This window comes from Stakelama marina (assembly GCF_018122655.1).
Taxonomy (GTDB): Bacteria; Pseudomonadota; Alphaproteobacteria; order Sphingomonadales; family Sphingomonadaceae; genus Sphingomonas; species Sphingomonas marina.
Map to the genome: position 1 here is coordinate 213,169 of NZ_JAGRQC010000003.1, position 22,445 is coordinate 235,613.

The 22,445-nt window shown below is 64.8% G+C and carries 23 protein-coding genes; 10 read left to right on the forward strand and 13 right to left on the reverse strand.

Annotated elements, in window-relative coordinates; all coding sequences use genetic code 11:
- Positions 1–45: 45 nt before the first annotated feature.
- Entirely contained in the window at positions 46–744 is a 699-nt protein-coding gene (locus J7S20_RS10810; protein ID WP_284054242.1) for a dienelactone hydrolase family protein, read from the reverse strand.
- Positions 741–1,235 (reverse strand): methylated-DNA--[protein]-cysteine S-methyltransferase, encoded by a 495-nt coding sequence (locus J7S20_RS10815; RefSeq protein WP_284054243.1) that lies wholly within the window; start codon positions 1,233–1,235, stop codon positions 741–743. Before J7S20_RS10815 ends, J7S20_RS10810 begins: the two co-directional genes overlap by 4 nt.
- A 48-nt stretch (positions 1,236–1,283) precedes the next feature.
- On the opposite strand from J7S20_RS10815, the gene J7S20_RS10820 reads away from it, so the two are divergent.
- The 6 genes from J7S20_RS10820 to J7S20_RS10845 are packed head-to-tail and all read left to right on the forward strand — an operon-like array spanning position 1,284 to position 7,046.
- A complete protein-coding gene (locus J7S20_RS10820) occupies positions 1,284–1,514 on the forward strand; it encodes a DUF6489 family protein (RefSeq protein ID WP_284054244.1) in 231 nt (76 codons plus the stop codon).
- Positions 1,515–1,523: 9 nt separating this feature from the next.
- A complete protein-coding gene (gene mnmE, locus J7S20_RS10825) occupies positions 1,524–2,825 on the forward strand; it encodes a tRNA uridine-5-carboxymethylaminomethyl(34) synthesis GTPase MnmE (RefSeq protein WP_430980935.1) in 1,302 nt (433 codons plus the stop codon).
- A gap of 57 nt (positions 2,826–2,882) precedes the next feature.
- Positions 2,883–4,727: a tRNA uridine-5-carboxymethylaminomethyl(34) synthesis enzyme MnmG gene (mnmG, locus tag J7S20_RS10830; RefSeq protein ID WP_284054246.1), complete on the forward strand. Its 1,845-nt coding sequence runs from the start codon at positions 2,883–2,885 to the stop codon at positions 4,725–4,727.
- Positions 4,728–4,729: 2 nt separating this feature from the next.
- Positions 4,730–5,353 (forward strand): 16S rRNA (guanine(527)-N(7))-methyltransferase RsmG, encoded by a 624-nt coding sequence (locus tag J7S20_RS10835; protein ID WP_284054247.1) that lies wholly within the window; start codon positions 4,730–4,732, stop codon positions 5,351–5,353.
- Positions 5,350–6,129 carry a ParA family protein gene (locus tag J7S20_RS10840; RefSeq protein ID WP_284054248.1) on the forward strand — a complete coding sequence of 260 codons (780 nt, stop codon included), beginning with the start codon at positions 5,350–5,352 and terminating at the stop codon, positions 6,127–6,129. The genes J7S20_RS10835 and J7S20_RS10840 overlap by 4 nt, the downstream gene beginning before the upstream one ends.
- On the forward strand, positions 6,126–7,046 hold the full coding sequence (locus tag J7S20_RS10845) for a ParB/RepB/Spo0J family partition protein (protein ID WP_284054249.1): 921 nt from the start codon (positions 6,126–6,128) through the stop codon (positions 7,044–7,046). The genes J7S20_RS10840 and J7S20_RS10845 overlap by 4 nt, the downstream gene beginning before the upstream one ends.
- On the opposite strand, the gene holA is transcribed toward J7S20_RS10845, so the two are convergent.
- Genes holA through J7S20_RS10865 form a run of 4 tightly spaced genes read right to left on the reverse strand, consistent with a single transcriptional unit; the run spans position 7,043 to position 11,554 of the window.
- On the reverse strand, positions 7,043–8,074 hold the full coding sequence (holA, locus tag J7S20_RS10850) for a DNA polymerase III subunit delta (RefSeq protein WP_284054250.1): 1,032 nt from the start codon (positions 8,072–8,074) through the stop codon (positions 7,043–7,045). The two genes, J7S20_RS10845 and holA, sit on opposite strands and share 4 nt — an antisense overlap.
- Positions 8,071–8,571 (reverse strand): LPS assembly lipoprotein LptE, encoded by a 501-nt coding sequence (lptE, locus tag J7S20_RS10855; protein ID WP_284054251.1) that lies wholly within the window; start codon positions 8,569–8,571, stop codon positions 8,071–8,073. The genes holA and lptE overlap by 4 nt, the downstream gene beginning before the upstream one ends.
- On the reverse strand, positions 8,568–11,099 hold the full coding sequence (gene leuS / locus J7S20_RS10860) for a leucine--tRNA ligase (RefSeq protein WP_284054252.1): 2,532 nt from the start codon (positions 11,097–11,099) through the stop codon (positions 8,568–8,570). The genes lptE and leuS overlap by 4 nt, the downstream gene beginning before the upstream one ends.
- Positions 11,100–11,119: 20 nt before the next feature.
- Positions 11,120–11,554, reverse strand: coding sequence for a DUF3576 domain-containing protein (locus tag J7S20_RS10865; RefSeq protein ID WP_284054253.1), 435 nt, complete (start codon positions 11,552–11,554; stop codon positions 11,120–11,122).
- Between the two features lie 171 nt (positions 11,555–11,725).
- Between J7S20_RS10865 and J7S20_RS10870 the strand changes: the two genes are divergently transcribed.
- Positions 11,726–12,433: a porin gene (locus tag J7S20_RS10870; RefSeq protein ID WP_284054254.1), complete on the forward strand. Its 708-nt coding sequence runs from the start codon at positions 11,726–11,728 to the stop codon at positions 12,431–12,433.
- Here the strand turns inward: J7S20_RS10870 and J7S20_RS10875 are convergent.
- Positions 12,406–12,921: a thiamine phosphate synthase gene (locus tag J7S20_RS10875; protein ID WP_284054255.1), complete on the reverse strand. Its 516-nt coding sequence runs from the start codon at positions 12,919–12,921 to the stop codon at positions 12,406–12,408. The two genes, J7S20_RS10870 and J7S20_RS10875, sit on opposite strands and share 28 nt — an antisense overlap.
- A 61-nt stretch (positions 12,922–12,982) precedes the next feature.
- Between J7S20_RS10875 and J7S20_RS10880 the strand changes: the two genes are divergently transcribed.
- The gene (locus J7S20_RS10880) at positions 12,983–13,651 is read left to right on the forward strand and encodes a YggS family pyridoxal phosphate-dependent enzyme (protein WP_284054256.1); all 669 of its coding nucleotides are present in this window, start codon (positions 12,983–12,985) and stop codon (positions 13,649–13,651) included.
- Positions 13,648–14,334, forward strand: a complete 687-nt coding sequence (locus J7S20_RS10885; RefSeq protein ID WP_284054257.1) for an HAD family hydrolase — start codon at positions 13,648–13,650, stop codon at positions 14,332–14,334. Before J7S20_RS10880 ends, J7S20_RS10885 begins: the two co-directional genes overlap by 4 nt.
- Positions 14,335–14,423: 89 nt before the next feature.
- Here the strand turns inward: J7S20_RS10885 and ribA are convergent, their stop codons facing one another.
- The 4 genes from ribA to J7S20_RS10905 all read right to left on the reverse strand — a co-directional run bounded on the left by ribA (position 14,424) and on the right by J7S20_RS10905 (position 19,480).
- Entirely contained in the window at positions 14,424–15,482 is a 1,059-nt protein-coding gene (gene ribA, locus J7S20_RS10890; RefSeq protein ID WP_284054258.1) for a GTP cyclohydrolase II, read from the reverse strand.
- On the reverse strand, positions 15,479–16,276 hold the full coding sequence (gene xth, locus J7S20_RS10895; RefSeq protein ID WP_284054259.1) for an exodeoxyribonuclease III: 798 nt from the start codon (positions 16,274–16,276) through the stop codon (positions 15,479–15,481). Before xth ends, ribA begins: the two co-directional genes overlap by 4 nt.
- A gap of 201 nt (positions 16,277–16,477) precedes the next feature.
- Entirely contained in the window at positions 16,478–17,113 is a 636-nt protein-coding gene (locus tag J7S20_RS10900; RefSeq protein ID WP_430980943.1) for a LolA family protein, read from the reverse strand.
- A 57-nt stretch (positions 17,114–17,170) separates the two neighbouring features.
- Entirely contained in the window at positions 17,171–19,480 is a 2,310-nt protein-coding gene (locus J7S20_RS10905; RefSeq protein WP_284054260.1) for a DNA translocase FtsK, read from the reverse strand.
- A gap of 110 nt (positions 19,481–19,590) precedes the next feature.
- Here J7S20_RS10905 and J7S20_RS10910 point away from each other — a divergent pair, with 110 nt between their 5' ends.
- Positions 19,591–20,808 (forward strand): UbiH/UbiF/VisC/COQ6 family ubiquinone biosynthesis hydroxylase, encoded by a 1,218-nt coding sequence (locus tag J7S20_RS10910; protein ID WP_284054261.1) that lies wholly within the window; start codon positions 19,591–19,593, stop codon positions 20,806–20,808.
- An 85-nt stretch (positions 20,809–20,893) separates the two neighbouring features.
- Here J7S20_RS10910 and J7S20_RS10915 read toward each other — a convergent pair whose 3' ends face one another.
- Positions 20,894–22,228, reverse strand: coding sequence for a metal-dependent hydrolase family protein (locus J7S20_RS10915; RefSeq protein ID WP_430980936.1), 1,335 nt, complete (start codon positions 22,226–22,228; stop codon positions 20,894–20,896).
- 26 nt (positions 22,229–22,254) lie between these two features.
- On the reverse strand, positions 22,255–22,443 hold the full coding sequence (locus J7S20_RS10920; RefSeq protein WP_284054586.1) for a Trm112 family protein: 189 nt from the start codon (positions 22,441–22,443) through the stop codon (positions 22,255–22,257).
- Positions 22,444–22,445: the final 2 nt, after the last annotated feature.

Below are 22,445 nucleotides of genomic sequence, written 5' to 3' on the forward strand. Positions count from 1 at the left end.
GGGGGACCGCGGAGCGCCGCCGGGGCGCTCCGCCCTCCGACAGCGTTAGCCGCGCAGATGTTCGGCAAAAAATTCCGATGTGCGCTTGTCGGCGAGATCGGCCGACTCTTCCGAACGCCGCTTGCCGACCTCGGTTGCAAAGCCGTGATCTTCGCCTGGATAGTCGTAGAGCGTGACCTTCGGATGGTCGTCGAGCCCCTCGTGCATCTTCGCCTGCGCTTCCTTGTCGACGAAATGATCCTCTTGCGGAATGTGGAGCATGACCGGCTTTCCGATCGCGTTCATTTCACCAAGCAGGTTATCGATTCCGACACCATAATAGCCGACAACCGCATCGGCATCGGTTCGCGTCGCAGTCATGAAGGCGAGGCGACCGCCGAGGCAGTAGCCGACTGCGCCGACCTTTCCGCCGTTCGTCATCGCGCGCGCTCGCTTGATAGTCTCTTCGATATCGCGAACGCCGGCGTCCTGATTGAACTTGCCCATCAGATCGAGCGCCTTCTGGAATTCGGGCTCGACATCGGGGTCGAGCTCGATCCCCGGTTCGAGCCGCCAGAACAGATCGGGCGCCAGCGCGAGATAGCCAGCCTCGGCCAGCTTGTCGCACTTGCGACGGATGCCGGCATTGACGCCGAAAATTTCCTGGATGACGACGATCGCCGCGCTGGGCTCTCCCTCGGGTTCGGCGCAATAGGCGCTAAAGCTGCCGCCATCGGGCGAATCGATCGTAATCGTCTTGGTCATGCTGCATCTCCGGTCTGGTTGAACGACAAATGGGCTTGTTCGTGGTCGAGCAACCAGCGTTTGGTGGCCGGACCGGTTCCCGCCGAATATGCCCCCAACACGCCACCGGCTGCGAGGATACGGTGGCATGGCACGACGATCGGAAAGGGGTTGCGCGCGCAAAGCTGACCGATTGCCCTGGCGCTCGACCCCAATATGTTCGCAAACGCGCCATAGCTGAGCGTCTCGCCATATCCGACATCGATCAACCCCGCGCGCAATTGTTCGCCTCGCCGAGTGGAGAGCGGCGCGAGCGCCAGGTCGAACCGGGTCCGGTCGCCTGCGAACCATGCCCCGATTTGCTCGATCGCCGTGCGCACCATCGTTGCGCTTCCGCGCCGCTCGCCGGGTTCGCTGTCGCAGATCCGGATTGCGTAGAGCAGCTCGTCATCGCCCTCGACATGGATTGTGCCGATGGGCGTTGCGATCATGCCGTGGTCGCGCGCATACATGGTGCAGATCTAGCAGCCCGATATGCGGGCGCTCAAGCGGAGAACCCGATGAAGATCAATGTCGAGGTCGATTGCACCCCCGAAGAGGCACGTCGCGCGATGGGCCTGCCCGATTTCACCCCGGTGCACGACAAATATGTGTCGATGTTGCTGGAAACACTGGAAAAAGGCGCCACACCCGAATTGCTCGAATCGATGATGAAAAGCTGGTCTCCCATGGGTGAGGCGGGGCTGCAATTCTGGCAGCGCATGTTCGACGCGAGCGGCAAGAGCGGCTGATTGCACGTTGTGGACACGATTTTTGCGCTGTCGAGCGGTTTGCCGCCCGCGGGTATCGGCGTCATCCGCGTCAGCGGGGCCGCAGCGGGCGATGCGCTTCTTGCGCTGACGGGACGCGACAGCCTTCCGACCCAACGCAAGGCGGTCTTGCGCCGTATCGTCGATCCCCGCGACGGCGCCGTGCTCGATGATGCGCTGCTCCTATGGTTTCAGGGGCCGGCGACGGCCACCGGCGAGGATCTCGCCGAAATACACTGTCATGGCGGACGCGCCGTTATCCGAGCGGTCGAAGGTGCGCTTGCGGCTGTTTCAGGGCTTCGGGCCGCCGAACCGGGCGAATTTACGCGTCGGGCGCTGATCAATGGCCGGATCGATCTCACCCAGGCCGAGGCGCTTGGCGATTTGCTGACGGCGGAGACGGAAACCGCGCGGCGGATCGCGCTTGCCAACAGCGGGGGTGCGTTGCGGCGGCAGATCGACGATTGGGGCGGTACGATTGTCGATCTTTCCAGCAGGGTCGAGGCAGTGCTCGATCACGCCGATGAGGACGATATCGATGAAGACTCAATCCTAGATGTCCTCCGGCAGCAATGCAGAGCACTTGCGGGGGCGATCGCCCGCGCGCTTCGGAATCCGCCGGTCGAACGTTTGAATGAGGGAATCAATGTCGTGCTTGCCGGTCCGCCCAATGCCGGCAAATCGACATTGCTCAACCGGCTTGTCGAGCGGGAGGCGGCCATCGTGTCGCCGATTGCGGGAACGACTCGCGACCGGGTCGACGCTGCTGTGCGGCGCCACGGGGTCGGATATGTCTTTACCGACACCGCGGGACTGGCCGAGCGCACCGATGATCCGGTGGAAGCGATCGGGATCGAACGCGCGCGCGTTGCGGCGCAGACCGCCGACATTCTATTATGGCTCGGCGACGACGCTCCCCCGCACGTCGACGGACTGACGAGGATCATCCCGGTTCATCCGCGCAGCGATGAGGCGGCGAGGGCCGATGCGGTTGAAGGGAGGATTCGCGTATCGGCGCATACAGGTGAGGGGATCGAAGATTTGTGGGCGCTCATCGAATCGGAGTCGCGAGACCTGATTCCGCGCCCCGATCAGGCCGCGATGAACCAGCGCCAGCGTGACTTGTGCGCCGCCTGTGTAAGTGCGCTGGACGACGCCGCGGTCGAGCGAGATCCGATTTTGCTCGCCGAATCGTTGCGTGCGGCCCGGGCAAGCATCGACCGGATCACCGGGCGAGCTGACGTCGAGGCGATGCTCGACTCACTTTTTTCGCGCTTCTGCATCGGCAAATAGCGATGTTCCACGTGGAACTTTTTGACGGGAGCAGCCTTCGCGTTTAGCGGAGAAGCCATGCACACGTTCGATGTCATCGTCATCGGCGGCGGCCATGCCGGCGTCGAAGCCGCTGCTGTAGCAGCGCGCCGCGGTGCGCGTGTGGCGCTGGTAAGCTTTGATCTGACGAAGATCGGGGCGATGTCCTGCAATCCGGCGATTGGCGGCCTCGGCAAGGGTCATCTTGTCCGTGAGGTAGACGCCTTTGATGGTCTGATGGCGCGTGCAGCCGACGCAGCGGCGATCCATTACCGGATGCTCAACCGAAGCAAGGGCAGCGCGGTTCAGGGGCCGCGGGTGCAGGCCGACCGCGCCTATTATGCCGCGGCGGTCCAGCATATGCTCGCCGGGCAGCCCGGGCTGACGCTCGTTGAAGGTGAGGCGGAGAGTCTCGTACTTGCGGGTGGGCGGATCGCGGGAGTTTCACTGGCTGGCGGCACCGATCTGGTCGCGCCCTCCGTGGTGCTGGCCACGGGTACTTTTCTGGGCGGGCGCATATTCCGCGGCGAAGAACGACATGAAGGCGGTCGGATCGGCGAACGCGCCGCAACCCGCCTCGGAGTCCAGCTTCGCGAACTCGGCCTCCCGATATCACGCCTGAAGACGGGGACGCCGCCAAGGCTCAATGCGCGCAGCATCAACTGGGGAGCGCTGGCGGAGCAGCCGTCCGACGCCGAGCCCTGGACGATGTCACCGATGACAGGGCGGCGCGCCTTGCCGCAAATCTTTTGCGCAATCACGCGTACCAACGAAGCCAGCCACGCGATCATCCGCCGCGCGCTCGACCGGTCGCCGCTATTTTCCGGCGCAATCGACGCGCAGGGGCCACGTTATTGCCCCTCGATCGAGGATAAGATCCATCGTTTTGGGGATCGCGATGGGCATCAGGTGTTCCTGGAACCCGAAGGCCTCGCGACGAACCTCGTCTATCCCAACGGCATTTCGACGTCGCTGCCGACCGATGTCCAGCTCGATATGGTGCGCTCGATGGCTGGGCTCGAGCGCTGCGAGATCGTCGTGCCTGGCTATGCCGTCGAATATGACCATGTCGATCCGCGTTCGCTTGATCGCCGGCTGGCCGCTTCCGACATCCCGGGGCTGTTCTGCGCGGGGCAGATCAACGGCACGACCGGATATGAGGAGGCCGCAGGGCAGGGGCTGATCGCGGGCGCGAACGCCGCGGCCGATGCTATGGGGCTTGAGCCGTTGGTCGTCGATAGGGCGGCAAGCTATCTGGGGGTGATGATCGACGACCTGGTTCTGCAGGGTGTTACCGAACCGTACCGCATGCTGACATCGCGCGCCGAATTCCGTCTTCGGCTGCGCGCGAACAATGCCGAGACCAGGCTCACGCCTATCGCCGAGAGGCTGGGCTGCCTAACCGAGGACCGCCGCCTTCGTTTCCGCAAAAGGATGGACGCCAAAGCCAGGATCGAACACGCGCTGGAGCGCCCGGTTTCGGCGCACGCGCTGCGTCAGCGTGGTGCTGACGTTCCGCTTGATGCCGGTACCGACCGCGGTAGCGCATGGCTGCGTTTTCCCGCGGTTTCGCCCGCGCATGTTCTTCCCGACGCGGTGAGCGACACCGACCCGTCGGTACTGGACGAAGTCATCGAAGATGCCCGCTACGCCCCGTATCTTGCGCGGCAAGAGGGAGAGGTAGCAGAGCTGCGCGCAAACGAATCGCTGCCGCTGCCCCAATCGCTCGACTATGCGATGGTGCCGGGGCTTTCTGCCGAAATGATCGAGAGGCTGTCCGCCGCACGGCCCGAAACGCTCGGCGTGGCCGGGCGCATTCGCGGCATCACTCCGGCGGCGCTTTCCGCTATTTTGCTGCACAGCAAGCGCCGGAATGCCGCCTGAAAATGACCGAAGACGAAGCACGCGAATGGGTCCGAACGCGTTTCGGTGTTTCACGTGAAACGCTGCTGGCGCAATTCGGCGAAATGGTTCGTGACGAATCAGCGCATCAAAACCTGATCTCAAAGGCGACACTCGACGCGATGTGGGACCGGCACATCGTAGACTCGGCACAATTGCTTACGCTTGCACCCGATGAAGCAAAGGCAGGGCTGTGGATCGATATTGGCACCGGGGCGGGTTTTCCCGGAATCGTAGCCGCGGCCCTGCGCGAGGCCGAAACCGTGCTGGTAGAGCCGAGAAGGCGTCGTGCGGAATTTCTCCAGCGCTGCGTCGACGCTCTGGGAATAGGATCGCGAACGCAGATCGTCGCGGCGAAAATCGAGCGCTATTCGGGTCCAAAGGCCGCCATCATCAGCGCGCGGGCGGTGGCAGCGCTACCCGATCTGTTCGCCGCGGCGCGCCACTGCTCGCGCCGCGATACCATCTGGTTGCTTCCCAAGGGCGCTTCGGCGCAATCGGAGGTGGAAGCCGCGCGCGATGCATGGCAAGGTTCGTTCCACGTGGAACAGAGTATCACCCATCCTGAATCACGGATCGTCGTCGCGCGGGAGGTTCGCCGCAAATGATCTGCATTGCCATCGCAAACCAGAAGGGCGGCGTCGGCAAGACGACCACCGCGATCAACGTGGCCACCGCGCTCGCCGCGACCGGCCAGCGCGTTCTGCTGCTTGATCTCGACCCGCAAGGCAACGCATCGACGGGGTTGGGGATAGAGCGATCCGAGCGGTTGCAATCGACCTATGAGCTGCTGATCGGTGAGACCTCGCTCAACGAAGCCGCAATCGCCACGCGCGTGCCGCGGCTCGATATCGTGCCGTCGACGGTCGACCTGTCGGGTGCAGAGATCGAGCTTATCGATTTCGACGCCCGGACCCACCGACTCGATCGCGCAATCGCGCGTAGCGAGGGTCGATGGGACGTGGTTCTGATAGATTGCCCGCCATCGCTAGGCCTGTTGACGATCAACGCGATGGTCGCATCGCACGCGCTGCTGGTGCCGTTGCAATGTGAGTTCTTCGCGCTCGAAGGGCTTAGCCAGCTCCTCAACACGGTCGAGCGTATTCGCAGCCGCTTCAACCCCGGCCTGTCGATCCTCGGCGTTGTCCTGACCATGTACGACCGCCGTAACAGGCTGACCGACCAGGTGGCCGACGATGTTCGCGCTGTGCTGGGTGAGGTCGTGTTCGAAACCGTCATCCCGCGCAATGTCCGCCTTTCGGAAGCGCCGAGCCACGGGCTGCCGGCGCTGATCTACGATCACCGGTGTGCGGGGTCGGAGGCGTATATAGCCTTGGCGCGTGAGGTGATCGCGCGCATTCCAAAATCTGCGGAGGCAGCATGAACGATCCCGAATCAGCCGGCCAGCCCGCGCAGGCACGGCGTCCGCGTCCGGGGCTGGGCAGGGGCCTGAGCGCGCTGATGGGTGACGCGCCTCGCAACCAGCCGAGCGAAGACGGCGCACCGCAGAGCGGTATCCGCATGCTTCCCGTAAGCGCGCTCGCGCCGCACCCGGGGCAGCCGCGTCGCACCTTCGACGATCAGGCTATCAGCGAACTCGCCAATTCGATCGCATCGCGGGGGCTGATTCAGCCGATCGTCGTGCGCCCACACGGTAAGGATTATCAGATCGTCGCGGGGGAACGTCGCTGGCGTGCGGCGCAGCGTGCGCGGCTTCATGACGTTCCGGTGATCGTCCGCGAACTCAGCGATGCCGAAACGCTCGAAATCGCGCTTGTCGAGAATATCCAGCGGCAGGACCTCAACGCGATCGAAGAGGCCGATGCCTATCGCAAGCTGATCGATGAATTCAGCCATACGCAGGACGCGCTCGCACGCCTGGTCGGCAAGTCGCGCAGCCATATTGCCAACCTGCTGCGGCTGCTCGATCTGCCGGTATCGGTGCAGAAGATGGTCATCGACGGCGATATTCAGATGGGCCATGCGCGCGCGCTAATCAACGCACCAGACCCCGAAGCGCTTGCCGAGCAGGTTCGCGACAAGGGGCTTACCGTGCGCGACACCGAGCGCCTGGCGCGCGGAACGCGGCCGGGTAGCGGTGGTGGCGGCAGCCGCCCGGGGACACCGGCTTCGGGCGCGGAGAATGCCGATATTATCGCGCTAGAACAACAGCTTAGTGATGTTCTGGGACTCAACGTCAAGATCGCCCATGGCGAGGCTGGCGGTCAGTTGACGATCCAGTATTCGACGCTCGATCAGCTCGATATGGTCTGTCAGCGGTTGAGCGGCGAGCGCATCTAGCGCCGGGTCTGTCCGGAGCGCGACGCAGCGCGCGCCATTGCGACACCCATCTGTTCGGCGAGCAGGTTGTCGAGCGTCGAATTCGCCATCGTCGCGCGTTCTGCTTCGCGGATCCGGTCGATCGCGTGCGCGATCTGGCGTGAATTCCATTTGCGCAGCGCGCGCGATGTCGCGGCCTTTTCGCGGAAGAAGATGCGGTGGCGCGCAATCACCTCGTCGATCGAATCGCCGGCATCGACTTCTGCGCGCAGCGTCGCCAGTGTCAGCATCCGCCGCGCGAGCTGTCGCAGCAGCGGGATCGCCGATATTCCGGCTTCATCGAGTGCGGTCAGTTCGCTACCCGCTTCCGCCGCATTGCCGCCGATAATGGCATCGATCGCGCCGAACATTTCGACCGATTCGAGATTGGCGCCGATCGCATCGAGCGTCGCCCCGTCGGCATCGCGCGGGCGATCCGGTGCGGCGTCGAGGAACATGGCGAGCTTTTCGATTTCGCGCGCCAGAATCGCGCGGTCGCCACCCGTCGCCTCCCACAGGCGCGCCGGCGCATCGCCGGTCAGCCTCAACCCCGTGTCGCGCGCCATGGCCGCCGCGATTCGTGAGGCTTCCGCGCCTTCGGGGACATAGCAACCGAAACTGACCGCGCCGGGTGCCGCAATCGCCGCTTTGACGAGTTTTCCCGACGTCTTGACGCCGGGGGCGATGACGACGACCGGATTTCCGGCCTGGGGCGCGTCGAGCAGCGTCGAACACGCCGCGAGCACCTCTTCGCCCGCCCCGCTTACCCGGATGAAGCGGCTGCCGCCGAACAGCGAGATCGACGCAGCTTCGTCGGCGAGCAGCCCTGGATTGGAGCGCAGCGCGGCGGGTTCGATGTCGATCCGCTCGGCATCGGGGCCGACAGCGCGTGCGAGCCGTTCGGCCAGTGCCTGCGCCCCCGCTTCGTCGGGACCGTGGAACAGATAAAGCCGGACATCGCTGGCCAGCCGGTCGATCTGGCCGTTGATCTGGCCGGCGCTGACCTTCACGGCGCGGTCGGCGCCCGCCGCGCATAGAGCGCGAGGCGCGAGACGATCTGGTCGGCGACGATGCCCGATAGCCGTTCAAGCGCGCTCTGCTCGGCCGCGATCGTCGCATATTCGGAGCCGACCACGTCGATTCCGGCATCGGAGCCCGCCGTCTGGTCGAGCAGCACTTCGCCATTGGACAGGTCGATCAGCTGATACCGCGCGCGCAGCGTCCGCCTCTCGCGCGTGATGGCATCGTCGCGCCGCACGCCCAGCCCGGTGATCCGGTCGTCGAGCTTGACCTCCAGCCGGTACCGCGCCGCTGTGCCCTTGTTCTGGATCAGCCGGTCGCGCAGCGCATTGGCGACGAGCCAGCCATTCTGTCCGGCAATCGGTGCAACCTCGATTTCCGATAGCGTCGAGCGGATCGTGCCGCCTTCGCCGCCGCCATAGAGCGGCTGGAGCCCGCAACCCGAAAGCGCGAGCGCAGCGGCGATCAGGGCGGTGACGCGTTTCATGCCACGACGTTGACCAGCCGGTCGGGCACGACGATCACCTTGCGCGGCGCCTTGCCATCCAGCTGCCGCACGATCTTGTCGGTCGCCAGCGCGGCGGCCTCGACATCGGCCTTTGGGGCGCCCTTGGGCATGGTGATCGTATCGCGCAGCTTGCCGTTGACCTGGATCGCGATGGTCACCTCGTCCTCGACGATCAGCGCCGGATCGACCTCGGGCCACTCGGCGTCGGCGACCAGACCATCGCCGCCGGCTTCTGCCCAGGCCTCTTCGGCGATGTGCGGCGCCATGGGCGCGACGATACGGATCAGCGTGCGGACCGCATTGGCGCGCGATGCCGAGGGCTTTGCCTTTTCGATAGCGTTTACAAGCTCATAGAGCTTGGCGACTGCCTTGTTGAACGACAGCGCCTCGATGTCGTCGGCGACGCCGGCGATCGTCTGGTGCAGCTTGCGGTCGAGCGCCCGATCTTCGGCAGCGTCATCGCCCTGCGCCTCGTCGAGGCCGTCGAACAGCCGCCACAGTCGCTGGACGAAGCGCCATGCACCCTCGATTCCCGCCTCGGACCATTCGAGGTCGCGCTCGGGTGGCGAGTCGGACAGCATGAACCAGCGCACCGCGTCCGCGCCATATTGTTCGACGATCGGGCCGGGGTCGACGGTGTTCTTCTTCGACTTCGACATCTTCTCGACGCGGCCGACCGTCACCGGCTGGCCATCCGCCTTTAGCGTTCCGGTCTTGCCCGAAATTTCGACGTCATCGGGTCCGAACCAGCTACGCCGACCTTCGCCCTCATCGCGGAAATAGGTCTCGTGCGTGACCATACCCTGTGTGAACAGCCCGGCGAACGGTTCGGCGATGTCGAGCTTGCCCATATGCTTGAGCGCGCGCGTCCAGAACCGTGCATAGAGCAGGTGGAGGATCGCGTGTTCGACGCCGCCGATATACTGGCCCACCGGCAGCCATTGTTCGGCGACCGCCTTGTCGAACGGCTTGTCGTCGGGCTGGCTGGCGAAGCGTATGAAATACCACGACGAATCGACGAAGGTATCGAGCGTGTCGGTCTCGCGCCGCGCCGCTTTGCCGCATTTGGGGCAATCGACATGCTTCCAGGTCGCATGGCGGTCGAGCGGGTTGCCCGGAATGTCGAAGCTGACATCCTCGGGCAACTTCACCGGCAGCTGGTCGCGCGGCACCGGCACCGGGCCGCAGGTCTCGCAATGGATGATCGGGATCGGCGTGCCCCAGTAACGTTGGCGGCTCACACCCCAGTCTCGCAGCCGCCACACGGTCGTCCCCGTGCCCCAGCCGCCTTCCTCTGCGCGCTCGATCACCTCGCGCTTGGCATCGACCACGTCCATGCCGTTCAGGAAATGCGAATTCACCAGCGTGCCCGGCCCGGTATAGGCCTCATCACCGTGGAATTCGGGCGCTTCCTCGGCACCGTCGCTGACCACGCGGCGGACTTGCAGATCATATTTGCGCGCGAAATCCAGGTCGCGCTGATCGTGCGCGGGCACGCCGAACACCGCGCCGACGCCGTAATCCATCAGCACGAAATTGGCGATATAGACGGGCAGCTTCCAGTCGGGATCGAACGGATGCGCCGCGGTCAGCCCGGTGTCGTAGCCGAGCTTTTCCTGCGTCTCGATCTCGGCCGCGCTCGTCCCGCCCGCGCGGCACTTGTCGGCGAAAGCCGCGACTTCCGGGTTCCCCTCGGCCAGTTTGAGCGCCAGCGGATGGTCGGCCGCCACCGCGACGAAGCTTGCGCCGAAAATCGTGTCGGGCCGCGTCGTGAAGACTTCCACCTCGCCGCCGTCGGACAGCGCGAAGCGGAATTGCAGGCCCTGGCTCTTGCCGATCCAGTTTTCCTGCATCAGCTTGACCTTGTCGGGCCAGTGCTCGAGTTCCTTGAGCCCGTCGAGCAATTCGTCGGCGAAGTCGGTGATCTTCAGGAACCACTGGGAGAGCTTCCGCCGCTCGACCACCGCACCCGAGCGCCAGCCCTTGCCGTCGATCACCTGCTCGTTGGCGAGCACGGTCATGTCGACCGGGTCCCAGTTGACCGCCGATTCCTTGCGATAGACGAGCCCCGCCTCGACCATGTCGAGGAACAGCGCCTGCTGGTGCCCGTAATATTCGGGGTCGCAGGTCGCGAATTCGCGGCTCCAGTCGAGCCCGAAGCCGATGCGCTTCAGCTGCGACCGCATCGTGTCGATATTCTGGTACGTCCAGGCGCCGGGATGGACGCCCTTTTCCATCGCCGCGTTTTCGGCTGGCATGCCGAACGCGTCCCAGCCCATCGGGTGGAGCACTTCCATGCCCTTCATCCGGCGGAACCGGGCGAGCACGTCGCCCATCGTATAGTTGCGGACATGGCCCATATGGATCTTCCCCGACGGATAGGGGAACATCTCGAGGACATAGGATTTCGGACGCGGGCTATCGTCCTTCGCGGCGAAGGTGCGGCGTTCTTCCCAGACCGCCTGCCAGGCCGCGTCCGCCTTCAGCGCATTGAAACGCGACGCCATTATTGCCTTTTCTCCCCGCGTCAGTCAGCGGCGATCGCCTGACGGCGCAGATCGCGCGCGCGCGTCAGGATGATGTCTTCAAGCTTCTGGACCGTGGCCGCCTGAACCGGCGCCTGCACCCACTGGCCGTCCTTCTTCACCTCGCGCAGCGCGGCGACGCGCAGCGCATCGGCGCGAAGATCCTGGTCGAGGATCGACACCGTAACCTTCATCCGTTCGTTCGGGGTGTTCGGATTGACGTACCAGTCGGTGACGATCACGCCACCGTTGGAATCGGTCTGCAACAGCGGCATGAAGCTCAGCGTGTCGAGCGATGCGCGCCACAGATAGCTGTTGACGCCGATCGTCGTGACCTTCGACGCCGCGAGATCGGCCTTCGGGCGGTCATGGCCGCCACAGGCGCTGAGCGACAGGGCGACGGAGCCCAAAAGGGCGGAGGCCATCAGGCGGTTCATCGGCAATTCCTCGAACTGAACATATAGGCCCGCATCTATAGAAGGTACGGGCGTCGCCGCAAGCGTCTGCGCGGCCTGTGGACAAGGTGCAACACCTTGTCACGAAAAGACTCCGGGCGGTGGTGTTTCGCGACCGAATCATGATATCCACGTTGAAGGTTAGAGGATGTTATGAACACGCGTCATCTTTTGGCAGGATTGGGACTGACAGCGCTGCTCGCCGGCGGCGTCACCCTTGCGCCTGCGCTCGATGCGCGCGAAACCCCGGCCCGGTCGGCGAGCATGCCGGATATGGAGCTCGGGACGTTCACCCCCGCATCGGTCGATCCGAAGCTGGCCGCGGTGCTGCAGAAGAGCGGAATCGATTCGAGCGATTTCCGTTTCACGCCGTCGGATGCCAAGGAAACGAGCAGCCGGTCGGTCTCCGTCACCGTCCATGCAAGCAAGGTTCGCGGCAAGACCGATACCGCCGAACGCGCCTCGGCAACGACTCCCGCGATGACGCTCGCACCGATCGCCTATAATCTCGGCGCTTCGGTCGGTTGGAAGCGCTTCACCGTTACCGGCGACGTCTCCAAGCTCGATCTCGCCGGTGCGCCCGGCAGCCGCGAGCAGGCCGAAGTCGGCGTCAATTATCAGGGCAAGAAATTCACCGGCAGCGTAAAGGCCGGGGCATCGCGGCCGCTGCCCGACGAACCGGTGATGATCGCGGACGACTCGAGCTATTCGATCGAGGCCGGTGGATCGTACAAGCTGACGCACAATCTCGATGTAACGGCGGGCGTGCGCTACAAGTCCGAGGAACAGCGCCTGCCGCGTCTCGCGGCCGAACGCCGCGACAGCCAGGCCGTCTATATCGGGACCGCCTTCCGCTTCTGATCGGCCCACCAGTCGATCGCAGCCCAGCCATGAATTCTGTGATCGCATAGTATCCGGGCGCGCTGCGGCGTCATGCCGCCTAGCGCGATGACCGGCATCGACGCGTCCTGAACCATCGCCATGAAACGCGCCCGGCCCAGCGAGCGCGCGCCGGGATGCGATTCGGTCGCGAAAACGGGCGATGCGAAGACCAGATCGACCCCGTCGCGGTGCGCGGCGATCAGGTCACGCCGCGTATGCACCGCGCGCGTCCACAGCCCGACCACCGGTTTCGGCCCGTTATGCACGCCCTGTTCGGTTCTGGCCAATCTCGTGCGGCCAGCTCTCAGTAGAACCAGCCGCCGCCGCGCCGCAATCTGCGCGACCCGAGCGAAAAGCGCGCGGCGTTCGTCGGGCGTCAGCGAATAATGGCGAAACACGATCCCGGACCCGCGCGGCAAGCGCTCGAGCGCGGACCATAACCGGTCACCGAGCCTCTCGTCGGTCATCAGCCAGGTGCGGGGCGGCGTGGGGTGGCGGCAAGGCATCGCGGCATCTATAGCGGCGCAGATGACGACAGACGATGCCTCAACGCGCCTCGGCGATGTGCGCGCCGCCATTGCAAAGGCTGCCAGTACCGCCGGTCGCAAGCCCGATTCGGTGACGCTGATTGCAGTTTCGAAGATGCACGACGCGGCCGCGATCGAACCGCTGATCGCGGCAGGCCAGCGCGTTTTCGGCGAGAATCGCGTGCAGGAAGCGCAGGCGAAATGGCCGGCACTCTGCGAGGCGACACCTGACATCGCGCTCCACCTCGTCGGGCAGCTCCAGTCGAACAAGGCCGACGATGCGGTCGCGCTGTTCGACGCGATCCATTCGCTCGACCGCCCGTCGCTGGTGAAGGCGCTTGCGAAGGCGATGGACAAGGCCGATCGCCGCCCGCGTTGTTTCGTTCAGGTCAATATCGGGGATGAGCCGCAAAAGGGCGGTTGCCCGATTGTCGAGCTACCCGACCTGCTCGATCAGGCGCGCAAGGCCGATCTGCCGCTTGCTGGGCTGATGTGCGTGCCGCCGCTCGAGCTTGAACCCGCGCCCTATTTCGCGCTTCTGGCAAAGCTTGCACGCGATCATGGGCTGGAGGGCCTGTCGATGGGCATGTCGGGCGATTTCGAAACCGCGGTTACGCTCGGTGCCACGCATGTCCGCGTTGGCACCGCACTGTTCGGAGCGCGGGCATGAACTATGACGCGATCCTGTTCGATTTCGACGGCGTGCTGCTCGAAAGCGAATATGCGGGAAACAAGCAGATCGCCGATTATCTGACCGGCATCGGCCATCCGACGACCCCGCAGGATTCGATGGCCAATTTCATGGGGCTCAGCGGCACCGCCTTTATCGATGCTCTGGAAAACTGGATCGGCAGGCCGTTGCCCGATGATTTCCACGGCGCGCGCGAGGCGGAGAATATCCGTGTGCTCAAGGAAGGGCTCGACCCGGTGATGGGTGCAATCCGCTTCGTGCGCGCGCTGCCCGATACGCTGCCGCGTGCGATCGTGTCGTCGAGCCGTACCAACTGGATCGCAACGCATCTCGACCATCTCGGGGTGCGCGACGTGTTCGGCGACCACCTCTATTCGGGTCATGAGCACGTCGAAAACGGCAAGCCTGCGCCCGATATCTACCGCTATGCCGCGCAGCGCCTCGGCATCGCCATCGATCGCTGCGTAATCATAGAGGATTCGCCGGTCGGCGTGACCGGCGCGGTCGCATCGGGCGCCGATGTCATCGGCCTGTGCGCCGGCAGCCATTGCCCGCCCGACCATGCAGCCCGCCTCCGTTCCCTCGGCGTGGAGCGCATCGCACATGGCTTTGACGAAGTCGCACGACTGGTCGGGCTGGAAGATCGTTACGCCGCCACGTAACTTTCGAAGAGATGCGACGCGAATAATGAGAAGCTAAGAGCCACTGCTCGCTACCCGCGCCCAGGGTGAGCGCCCGTTTTCAATATCGTCTAAAGCTGGTGCCCGGTGCGGTCGCGCTTGGTCGCGAGATAGCGTTCGTTGTGCGGGTTGGGCGGCAGCTTGTGCGGCACGCGCTCGATCACGTTGACGCCCGCGGCTTGCAGCGCATCGACCTTTGCCGGGTTGTTCGTCAGCAGCCGGATATCGCGCTGGCCCAGCAGGTGCAGCATCCGCGCGGCGATGCGGAAATCGCGCGCGTCGATCGCGAAGCCCAGCCGGGTGTTGGCGTCGACCGTGTCGAACCCCTGGTCCTGCAGCGCATAGGCGCGCAGCTTGTTGATAAGGCCGATCCCGCGACCTTCCTGGCGCAGATAGAGCAGGATGCCCCAGCCATTCGCGGCGATCTCGCGGATCGCGGCGTTCAGCTGCGGACCGCAATCGCATTTCAGGCTGCCGAGCACGTCGCCGGTCAGGCATTCGCTGTGCAGCCGTACGAGCGGCGGGCGGCCCTCGGGCGTGCCGATCAACAGCGCGACATGTTCGTCGCTTGCGCTCAGCGACCGGAAGGCGACGATTTCTGCATCCTCGGCGCCGTCGACCGGCAGTTTTGCCCGCGCCGCGATCGACAGACGGTCGGCGTCCTCATGCGCCTCCAGTTCGTCCAGCGTCACGCGGATGTCAGACGGTGCCTTGCGGACGAAGAAGGCCGGCAGCATCCCCGCCATCCGCGCCAGCTTCAGCGCCGCCGCCGCCAGTTCGGGCTGTTCGACTGCAATCGCGCGAAACGGCCCTTTGAGCGGCGTGCCGAGGTCGAGCTGCGGATCGGCGAGCGCGCTGCCCATATCGAAATCGAGCCATGGCGCGCGTTCGACCATCACCGGCCCGTCGGGCGTCGCTGCGGCACGCTGGTTGACCAGCTTCAGTGTCGCTGCGCGCCCGGCCGACAGCAGCAGCGGTGCGGTGGCATCGGGATCGAACTCCGTCAGCCTTCCGGCATCGCCCGTTTCGACGGCGAACAGCGTCAGCGAATCGGCACCCGCCGCGATCGTCACCGGCCAGCCATGGCGCAGCGCGTCGATCGCGCGGGTGGCGGGCCGGGCGTCGGTCAAAGCGCGAACTCGGTCATGATCGGGATGTGGTCGGACGGTTTCAGCCAGCTGCGGCAATGTTCGAAAACGGTGTGCTCGGTCGCTGCGGGGGCAAGCGCGGGACTCGCCCACATATGGTCGAGCCGCCGTCCGCGATCCGACGCCGCCCAGTCCTTCGCGCGGTAGCTCCACCAGGTATAGAGCCGTTCGGGTGCCGGAACGAACCTGCGTCCCAGATCGACCCAGTCATTGGCGGCCTGCATCTTCGCAAGCGTCTCGACCTCGACCGGTGTGTGGCTGACGACCTTCAGCAGTTGCTTGTGGCTCCACACATCGCTTTCGAGCGGCGCGACGTTGAAATCGCCGACGAGCAGCACCGGCATGTCGTTCAGCGTTTCGGACCATTCGGTCATGCGCGCGATAAAATCGAGCTTCTGGCCGAATTTGGGATTTTCGTCGCGGTCGGGAATGTCGCCCCCTGCGGGCACATAGACATTTTCCAGCCGCATCCCGTTTTGCAGACGCACGCCGACATGCCGTGCTTCGCCATTGGCCTGCCAGTCGAGCCGGTCGTCTTCGGCAAGTGGCAGCTTGCTGACGATGGCGACGCCGTGGTGCATGCGCTGTCCGTGCAGGACGATATGCTTGTAGCCCAGCCGCTCGAACGGCGCCTTCGGGAAGTCGCCGTCGATGACCTTGGTTTCCTGCAGGCACAATATGTCGGGCGCCGCTTCGGTCAGGAAGCGTTCGACGATGTCGATGCGAAAGCGGACGGAATTGATGTTCCAGGAAGCGATTTTGATAGATGTTGTCATCGCGCCCGATGTAGCCACCCAAACGCGCCGATGCCAGACATGGAAAGGCCCCCGCTCCGGGGGCGTGGAGCGAGGGCCAACCAGCGTTCGTCACGCAGGCTGGAGATGAGGGCCGGGCAACAGGGGGAAAATCCCGGATCACCCCATCTCCGCGGGAATTCCTTTACGCCTGCAAAGCTGTCACCAACATGAACGAAGCCGTTAATGTGGCCGTTTCGCCCGCTTCGGATCGTTCCAGCGGAACATTCTGTCCGACACCGGTACGTTGAACTTCTGATCGTCGAGGCGGATCGTCGTCCGGTTGCCCTGCGCGTCTAGCGTCACCCAGCCTTCGAGCATCAGTCCGCCGGGGGCCGAACCCTGCTTGGCGAAGATCAGCGTGATCCGGCCATATTGCGGGTTCTTCGGATCATACGCCTCGACGCTGACGATGCGCGGATCGGCGGTGGGAACGATCTTGGCGAATTTGGATGCATCGCGCGACGGGTCGAGCAGAATCGACAGCGGCGAATTGCCGATCGGATAGCGCTGCTCGTCACCCACCGAATAGTCGATGAAATAGATCGCCTTGCCATTGCTGACGACCAGATAGGGCACGCCCTTTTCATACTGGAAGCGGATCTTGCCGGGCTTTTTCAGCGTCAGCTTTCCGGTCAGTACCTTTCCGTTGCGATCGGTCTGGCTGAAATCGGCAGTCATCGAATTGACCTTCGCCAGATGGTCCTGCACCGCCTGCAAGCTGGTGCTTTCGGGTGCGGGCGCGGCGATCGCCGGGACGGCAAGCGCCATGGGCAGCGCGATCAGTGGCTTCAGTTTCAACGGCTTAATTCTCCACATCATGGAAGTCGCTCTAGCGTGACCGCGTTGAACGCCCCGTGAACCCGTTGGTTGCGATCAGAGCGGCCGGCCGTCCTGATCCATCAGCACTTCGCGGCGGCCGACATGGTCGGGTTTGGACACCAGTCCTTCGCTCTCCATCCGCTCGATCAGCCGCGCAGCGGAGTTGTAGCCGATACGCATCTGCCGCTGCAGCCATGACGTCGAAGCCTTCTGGCTCTCGGCCACGAGCTGGATCGCCTGGCGGAACTGGCGGTCCTCGGGGCTGTCGTCGCCGGGCGCGCCGTCGAGTGCGAACGACCCCTCTTCGGGTTCTTCGGTGACGGCGGTGATGTAATCGGGCTGACCCTGTGCGCGCCAGTGATCGGCCACCGCCTCGACCTCGTCGTCGCTGACAAAGGGGCCGTGGACGCGCGCGAGCTGTTTGCCGCCGGGCATGTAGAGCATGTCGCCCTTGCCGAGCAGCTGTTCGGCGCCCTGTTCGCCGAGGATGGTGCGCGAATCGATTTTCGACGTGACGTGGAAGCTGATCCGCGTCGGCAGGTTGGCCTTGATGACGCCGGTGATGACATCGACCGACGGGCGCTGCGTCGCCATGATGAGGTGGATGCCCGCCGCGCGAGCCTTTTGCGCAAGCCGCTGGATCAGGAATTCGACTTCCTTGCCCGCGGTCATCATCAGGTCGGCGAGTTCGTCGACGATGATGACGATCTGCGGCAGCGGCTGAAGGTCGAGTTCCTCCTCCTCATAGACCGGCTTGCCGGTATCGGGGTCGTATCCCGTCTGCACGCGGCGACCCAGCTTCTGCCCCTTGTTGCGTGCCGCGCGCACCTTGTCATTGAACGAACCGAGCGAACGGACGTTGAGCGACGCCATCATCCGATAGCGCTCCTCCATCTGCTCGACCGCCCATTTCAGCGCGCGAACCGCCTTGGGCGGATCGGTAACGACGTCAGCAAGCAGATGGGGAATATCCTTGTACATGCTGAGTTCGAGCATCTTCGGATCGATCATGATCATCCGGCACTGATCGGGCGTCAGCCGATAGAGCAGCGACAGGATCATGCAGTTCAGCCCGACCGACTTGCCCGACCCGGTGGTGCCCGCGACGAGGAGGTGCGGCATCGGCGCAAGGTCGGCGATCACGGGATCACCGGCGATGTTCTTGCCGAGCACGATCGGCAGTTGCGACGAATGATCCTCGAACGTCTGCGATCCGATCAGTTCGTGCAGGTTGACCGTTTCGCGCTTGGGATTGGGCAGTTCGATACCGATGACGCTCCTGCCCGGGATCGTCGCGACGCGCGCCGACATCGCGGACATGTTGCGCGCGATGTCGTCGGCAAGCTGGATGACTCGGCTCGCCTTGATTCCGCTTGCCGGCTCGAGCTCGTACATGGTGACCACGGGGCCGGGACGAACCTCGACGATCGACCCCTTCACGTTGAAATCGTCGAGCACCGATTCGAGGAGCCGGGCGTTTCGCTGCAGCGCGGCCTTGTCGACCGCGACCGAGCCCTTGTCCGACGGCGGCGTCAGCAGATCGAGCGAGGGGAGCTGAAAATTGTCGCGCAGGTCGAGCGAGGCCTGGGTCGGCTTCGGCTTGGCGACCGACGGCGCCGCGGTACGGTCGGCGATGACCGGGGCGGGGCGATTTTCGGGAACCGCGACTTTGCGCGGGGCGGGCTTTGGCCGCGCCTCGACCTCGATCTCGTCGCCATCATCGAAAATGTCGCCATCGTCGCGCCCGGCGCGCCGGAAAGAAGGAAGTCGCAACCGCAATTGCGGGGGCGTGGGCCATGCGACCGTCAGGCTGCGTGCCCACAGGACGACGCCGGCGATGCCCGTCGCCAGCCCGATCACGCGCAGCGTCCAGACGATGATCTGCGCATCGCCGATAAAGCTCGTCGCCCAGCGAATGCCGCCCGCAATCGCCAATCCGACGACGCCGCCCCAGCCGCCGGGCAGCCACAGCACCGATTCGTCGGATACGAGCGCCAGCGTCGTCGCCATCAGCGCGATCCCGATCAGGCAGTTGCGCAGCATCATGCGCCACGGACCGGTCGGCATGTCTCGCCACAGCCGAGAGGCGATGATGACCCCCAGCGGGAGGATAAGCGCGATCGGAAGCCCGCCGATCGCCAGCAGCAGGTCGGCCACGAGCGCACCCGGTGTGCCCAGCCAGTTCTTCACCGGGCCGCCGGCGGCGGTGTTGAGCGACGGGTCGCCCGAATGATAGCTGACCAGCGCGACCGCCACGGCCAGCGTCACCACGAACAGCGCGATCGCGGCGAACATCGCGCCGCTGCGCAGCGCACCCGCCTTCATCGTTTCGCGCCACAGCTTGGGCTGTGCCTTGCTCGCCATGCGAGTTCCCCCGGATTTCGCAGAAATACTGCGTGAATCATTGCGCCTGGCGAGTCCCCCGTCAAGCGCCGGGCATTGGCAGGGCGGTGCGGCGCGGCTAAACAGCGGGCATGGACAAGGCGGATATTCTCATCCTCGGCGGCGGGCTGGTCGGTTCGGCGCTTGCTACCGCGCTCGATGCGCACGGCATCGCGTCGATCGTCGTCGACATGGCCGATCCCGAAACGATACTCGCCGCGGCACATGACGGCCGCGCCTCGGCGATCGCCAGCGCACCGCACCGGATGCTGCAGGCGATCGGCGTCGGCGACCGGCTGGGCGATGCAGGATGCCCCATTCGCAGCATCCGGGTGAGCGACGGGCTCGCCCCCGGCAAGCTCGATTTCGACGTGTCGGAAGACGAAGACGCGCTCGGCACGATGTACGAGAACCGCATCCTGCGCCGCGCGCTCCACGAATCGGCCAAGGCTGCACCGCGCGTCGACCTGCGCATGAAGACGCATGCCGTGTCGGTCATCCGCGACGCACACGGGGTCACCGCCGAACTGTCCGACGGATCGACGGTCCGCGCATCGCTGCTGATCGGGGCAGAGGGGCGCAATTCGCCGACGCGCGACACGGCGCTGCTGCGCGTGGCGCGCTGGCAATATGACCATGCCGCGATCGTGACGTCATTCCATCACGAAGAGAGCCACGAAAATATCGCCTTCGAGATTTTCTATCCCGAAGGGCCGTTCGCGATCCTGCCGCTCAATGACGATGAACATGGCCACCGCTCGGCGATCGTGTGGACGGTGCGCCGCGACCAGGCACCGGGGATGCTCAAACTGTCCGAACGCGGTGTTCTGGCAGAGGCGATGAAGAAAACCGGTGGTTTTCTCGGCGAATTGTCGCGGCTCGGCCCGCGCTCGACCTATCCGCTCGGCTTCCATCACGCCGCGACGATCACCGCCGAACGGCTCGCGCTGGTCGGCGATGCCGCGCACGGCATCCATCCTATCGCGGGGCAGGGGGTCAATGTCGGCTTTCGCGACGTGGCCGCGCTGGTCGAGGTGCTCGTCGAGGGCAAGCGGCTGGGGCTCGACCCCGGCGACGCGCAACTCCTCAAACGCTATGAGCGCTGGCGCAGTCTCGACACGATGATGGTCTCGCTCGCCACCGACGGCCTGACCCGGCTGTTCGGCATTCCCGGCCGGACCGCGAGCCGCGTGCGCCGTTTCGGGCTGAGCGCCGTCGACCGGATGCCGCCACTAAAGGCCGCCTTCATGGGTGAGGCGCGCGGCGAATCGGGCGATGTGCCCAAGCTCCTCCAGGGTATGACCGTCTAGCCGGAGACCTCCCGTTCACTGCGGTCCGGTCAGCGGGCTCCTGCCGGGGCAGGAACCCGACGGGTCGGCGCGGTGCTCAGCAGCCTCAGTGCCCGCCCGCGTCGGGCACGCCGCCGATGCCGGTATCTTCGCCAGCGCGGCGATAGATGGTGCCGCCCTTCATCACGAAGCCGACCTTCTCCAGCGTCGTCACATCGTCGAGCGGATTGCCCGAAACCGCGATGATATCGGCAAAGCGCCCCTTCTGGATCGACCCGATATCGGCGCTGTCGCCGATCAGGTCGGCGGCGTTCTTCGTTGCGGCAAGGATCGCGTCGCCCGGCGTCATTCCCGATTTGACCATCAGCGCGAATTCCTTGGCATTCTGGCCGTGCGGTACCAGCCCCTGATCGGTTCCGAACGCGATCTTCACGCCCGCGCGATAGGCATTGCCCAGATTGTCGCGCATGACCGGTGCGACCGCGAGCGCCTTTTTCGCCGAGGACGGCGGAAGTTGCTCGGGATTGGTCTTGGCGATTTCGTAAACGCGCTGCGCGATCAGCAGCGTCGGCACCAGATATGCGCCGTGTTCCTTGTAGAGCGGATAGGATTCGGGGCCGGAAAAGCTGCCATGCTCGACCGAATCGACCCCCAGCTTCAGCGCATGGTCGATTGCCTCGCGTCCGTGAATATGCGCCGCGACCTTCATTCCCAGCGCGTGTGCGGTATCGACGATCGCCTTGATCTCGGCGTCGCTCATCACCTGCAGATTGGGGTCGTCATTGACCGACAGGACGCCGCCCGACGGCATGATCTTGATCAGATCGACCCCGCGGCGATGATGGTCGCGCACCGCGTGGATCGCCTCGTCGACGCCATCGACGATCGAATCATTCCATTCGGGGTTGCTGATCGCCGGATCGAGCCCGGTATGCGAATCGCTGTGCCCGCCGGTGGGGCCGAGCGGGGCGCCGGCGACCCACATGCGCGGGCCGGCGATTTCGCCCTTTGCGATCGCGCGCTTCATCGCGACGACCAGATCGGTGTTAGCGCCGACGTCGCGCACCGTGGTAAAGCCTGCCTGCAGTGTGGCGCGGGCATAAGCGGGCGTCTTGTACGCGGCATCGAGCGGGCTGCGAGTCACCAGCTCGCGCACCGGGTCGCCGCCGTCGAACTGCCCTGTGATATGGACATGCGCGTCGATCAGGCCGGGCAGCACGGTCTTGTCCGAAAGGTCGATCACCTCCGCGCCCTCGGGGGTGGTGAATCCCGGTGTCACCGATGCAATCCGGTCGTCATGGACGAGTATCGAGACGCGCTCGCGCGGCGTCGCCGTCGTGCCGTCGATCAGCCGGCCGGCATGGATGACATAGTCCTTCGCCTGGGCGAACCCGGCCACGAAAAATGCGGCGATCGCCGCCAGCAGCATGGTAAAACGCATGATGTCCCCCTTGTTCGAAAGGGAGGTTATCCGGCGTCGGGCCGCCCATCAAGCATGCGCGCTTCCTCGACCAGCAATACGGGCACGCCGTCGCGGATCGGAAAGGCCAGCCCTGCCTCGTCGCTGATGAGTTCGTTCGTCTGCCGGTCGTGCCGCAAGGGCGTGCGCGTGACCGGGCACACCAGCCGCTCTAGCAACCACGGATCGGGAAGCATCG

Bases quoted from the DNA above. Each gene is read 5' to 3' on its own strand.
- J7S20_RS10810 (WP_284054242.1), bottom strand. From the start codon at position 744: ATGACCAAGACGATTACGATCGATTCGCCCGATGGCGGCAGCTTTAGC.
- J7S20_RS10815 (WP_284054243.1), bottom strand. From the start codon at position 1,235: ATGTATGCGCGCGACCACGGCATGATCGCAACGCCCATCGGCACAATC.
- J7S20_RS10820 (WP_284054244.1), top strand. From the start codon at position 1,284: ATGAAGATCAATGTCGAGGTCGATTGCACCCCCGAAGAGGCACGTCGC.
- mnmG (WP_284054246.1), top strand. From the start codon at position 2,883: ATGCACACGTTCGATGTCATCGTCATCGGCGGCGGCCATGCCGGCGTC.
- J7S20_RS10835 (WP_284054247.1), top strand. From the start codon at position 4,730: ATGACCGAAGACGAAGCACGCGAATGGGTCCGAACGCGTTTCGGTGTT.
- J7S20_RS10840 (WP_284054248.1), top strand. From the start codon at position 5,350: ATGATCTGCATTGCCATCGCAAACCAGAAGGGCGGCGTCGGCAAGACG.
- J7S20_RS10845 (WP_284054249.1), top strand. From the start codon at position 6,126: ATGAACGATCCCGAATCAGCCGGCCAGCCCGCGCAGGCACGGCGTCCG.
- lptE (WP_284054251.1), bottom strand. From the start codon at position 8,571: ATGAAACGCGTCACCGCCCTGATCGCCGCTGCGCTCGCGCTTTCGGGT.
- leuS (WP_284054252.1), bottom strand. From the start codon at position 11,099: ATGGCGTCGCGTTTCAATGCGCTGAAGGCGGACGCGGCCTGGCAGGCG.
- J7S20_RS10865 (WP_284054253.1), bottom strand. From the start codon at position 11,554: ATGAACCGCCTGATGGCCTCCGCCCTTTTGGGCTCCGTCGCCCTGTCG.
- J7S20_RS10870 (WP_284054254.1), top strand. From the start codon at position 11,726: ATGAACACGCGTCATCTTTTGGCAGGATTGGGACTGACAGCGCTGCTC.
- J7S20_RS10875 (WP_284054255.1), bottom strand. From the start codon at position 12,921: ATGACCGACGAGAGGCTCGGTGACCGGTTATGGTCCGCGCTCGAGCGC.
- J7S20_RS10880 (WP_284054256.1), top strand. From the start codon at position 12,983: ATGACGACAGACGATGCCTCAACGCGCCTCGGCGATGTGCGCGCCGCC.
- J7S20_RS10885 (WP_284054257.1), top strand. From the start codon at position 13,648: ATGAACTATGACGCGATCCTGTTCGATTTCGACGGCGTGCTGCTCGAA.
- xth (WP_284054259.1), bottom strand. From the start codon at position 16,276: ATGACAACATCTATCAAAATCGCTTCCTGGAACATCAATTCCGTCCGC.
- J7S20_RS10900 (WP_430980943.1), bottom strand. From the start codon at position 17,113: ATGTGGAGAATTAAGCCGTTGAAACTGAAGCCACTGATCGCGCTGCCC.
- J7S20_RS10905 (WP_284054260.1), bottom strand. From the start codon at position 19,480: ATGGCGAGCAAGGCACAGCCCAAGCTGTGGCGCGAAACGATGAAGGCG.
- J7S20_RS10910 (WP_284054261.1), top strand. From the start codon at position 19,591: ATGGACAAGGCGGATATTCTCATCCTCGGCGGCGGGCTGGTCGGTTCG.
- J7S20_RS10915 (WP_430980936.1), bottom strand. From the start codon at position 22,228: ATGCGTTTTACCATGCTGCTGGCGGCGATCGCCGCATTTTTCGTGGCC.
- J7S20_RS10920 (WP_284054586.1), bottom strand. From the start codon at position 22,443: ATGCTTCCCGATCCGTGGTTGCTAGAGCGGCTGGTGTGCCCGGTCACG.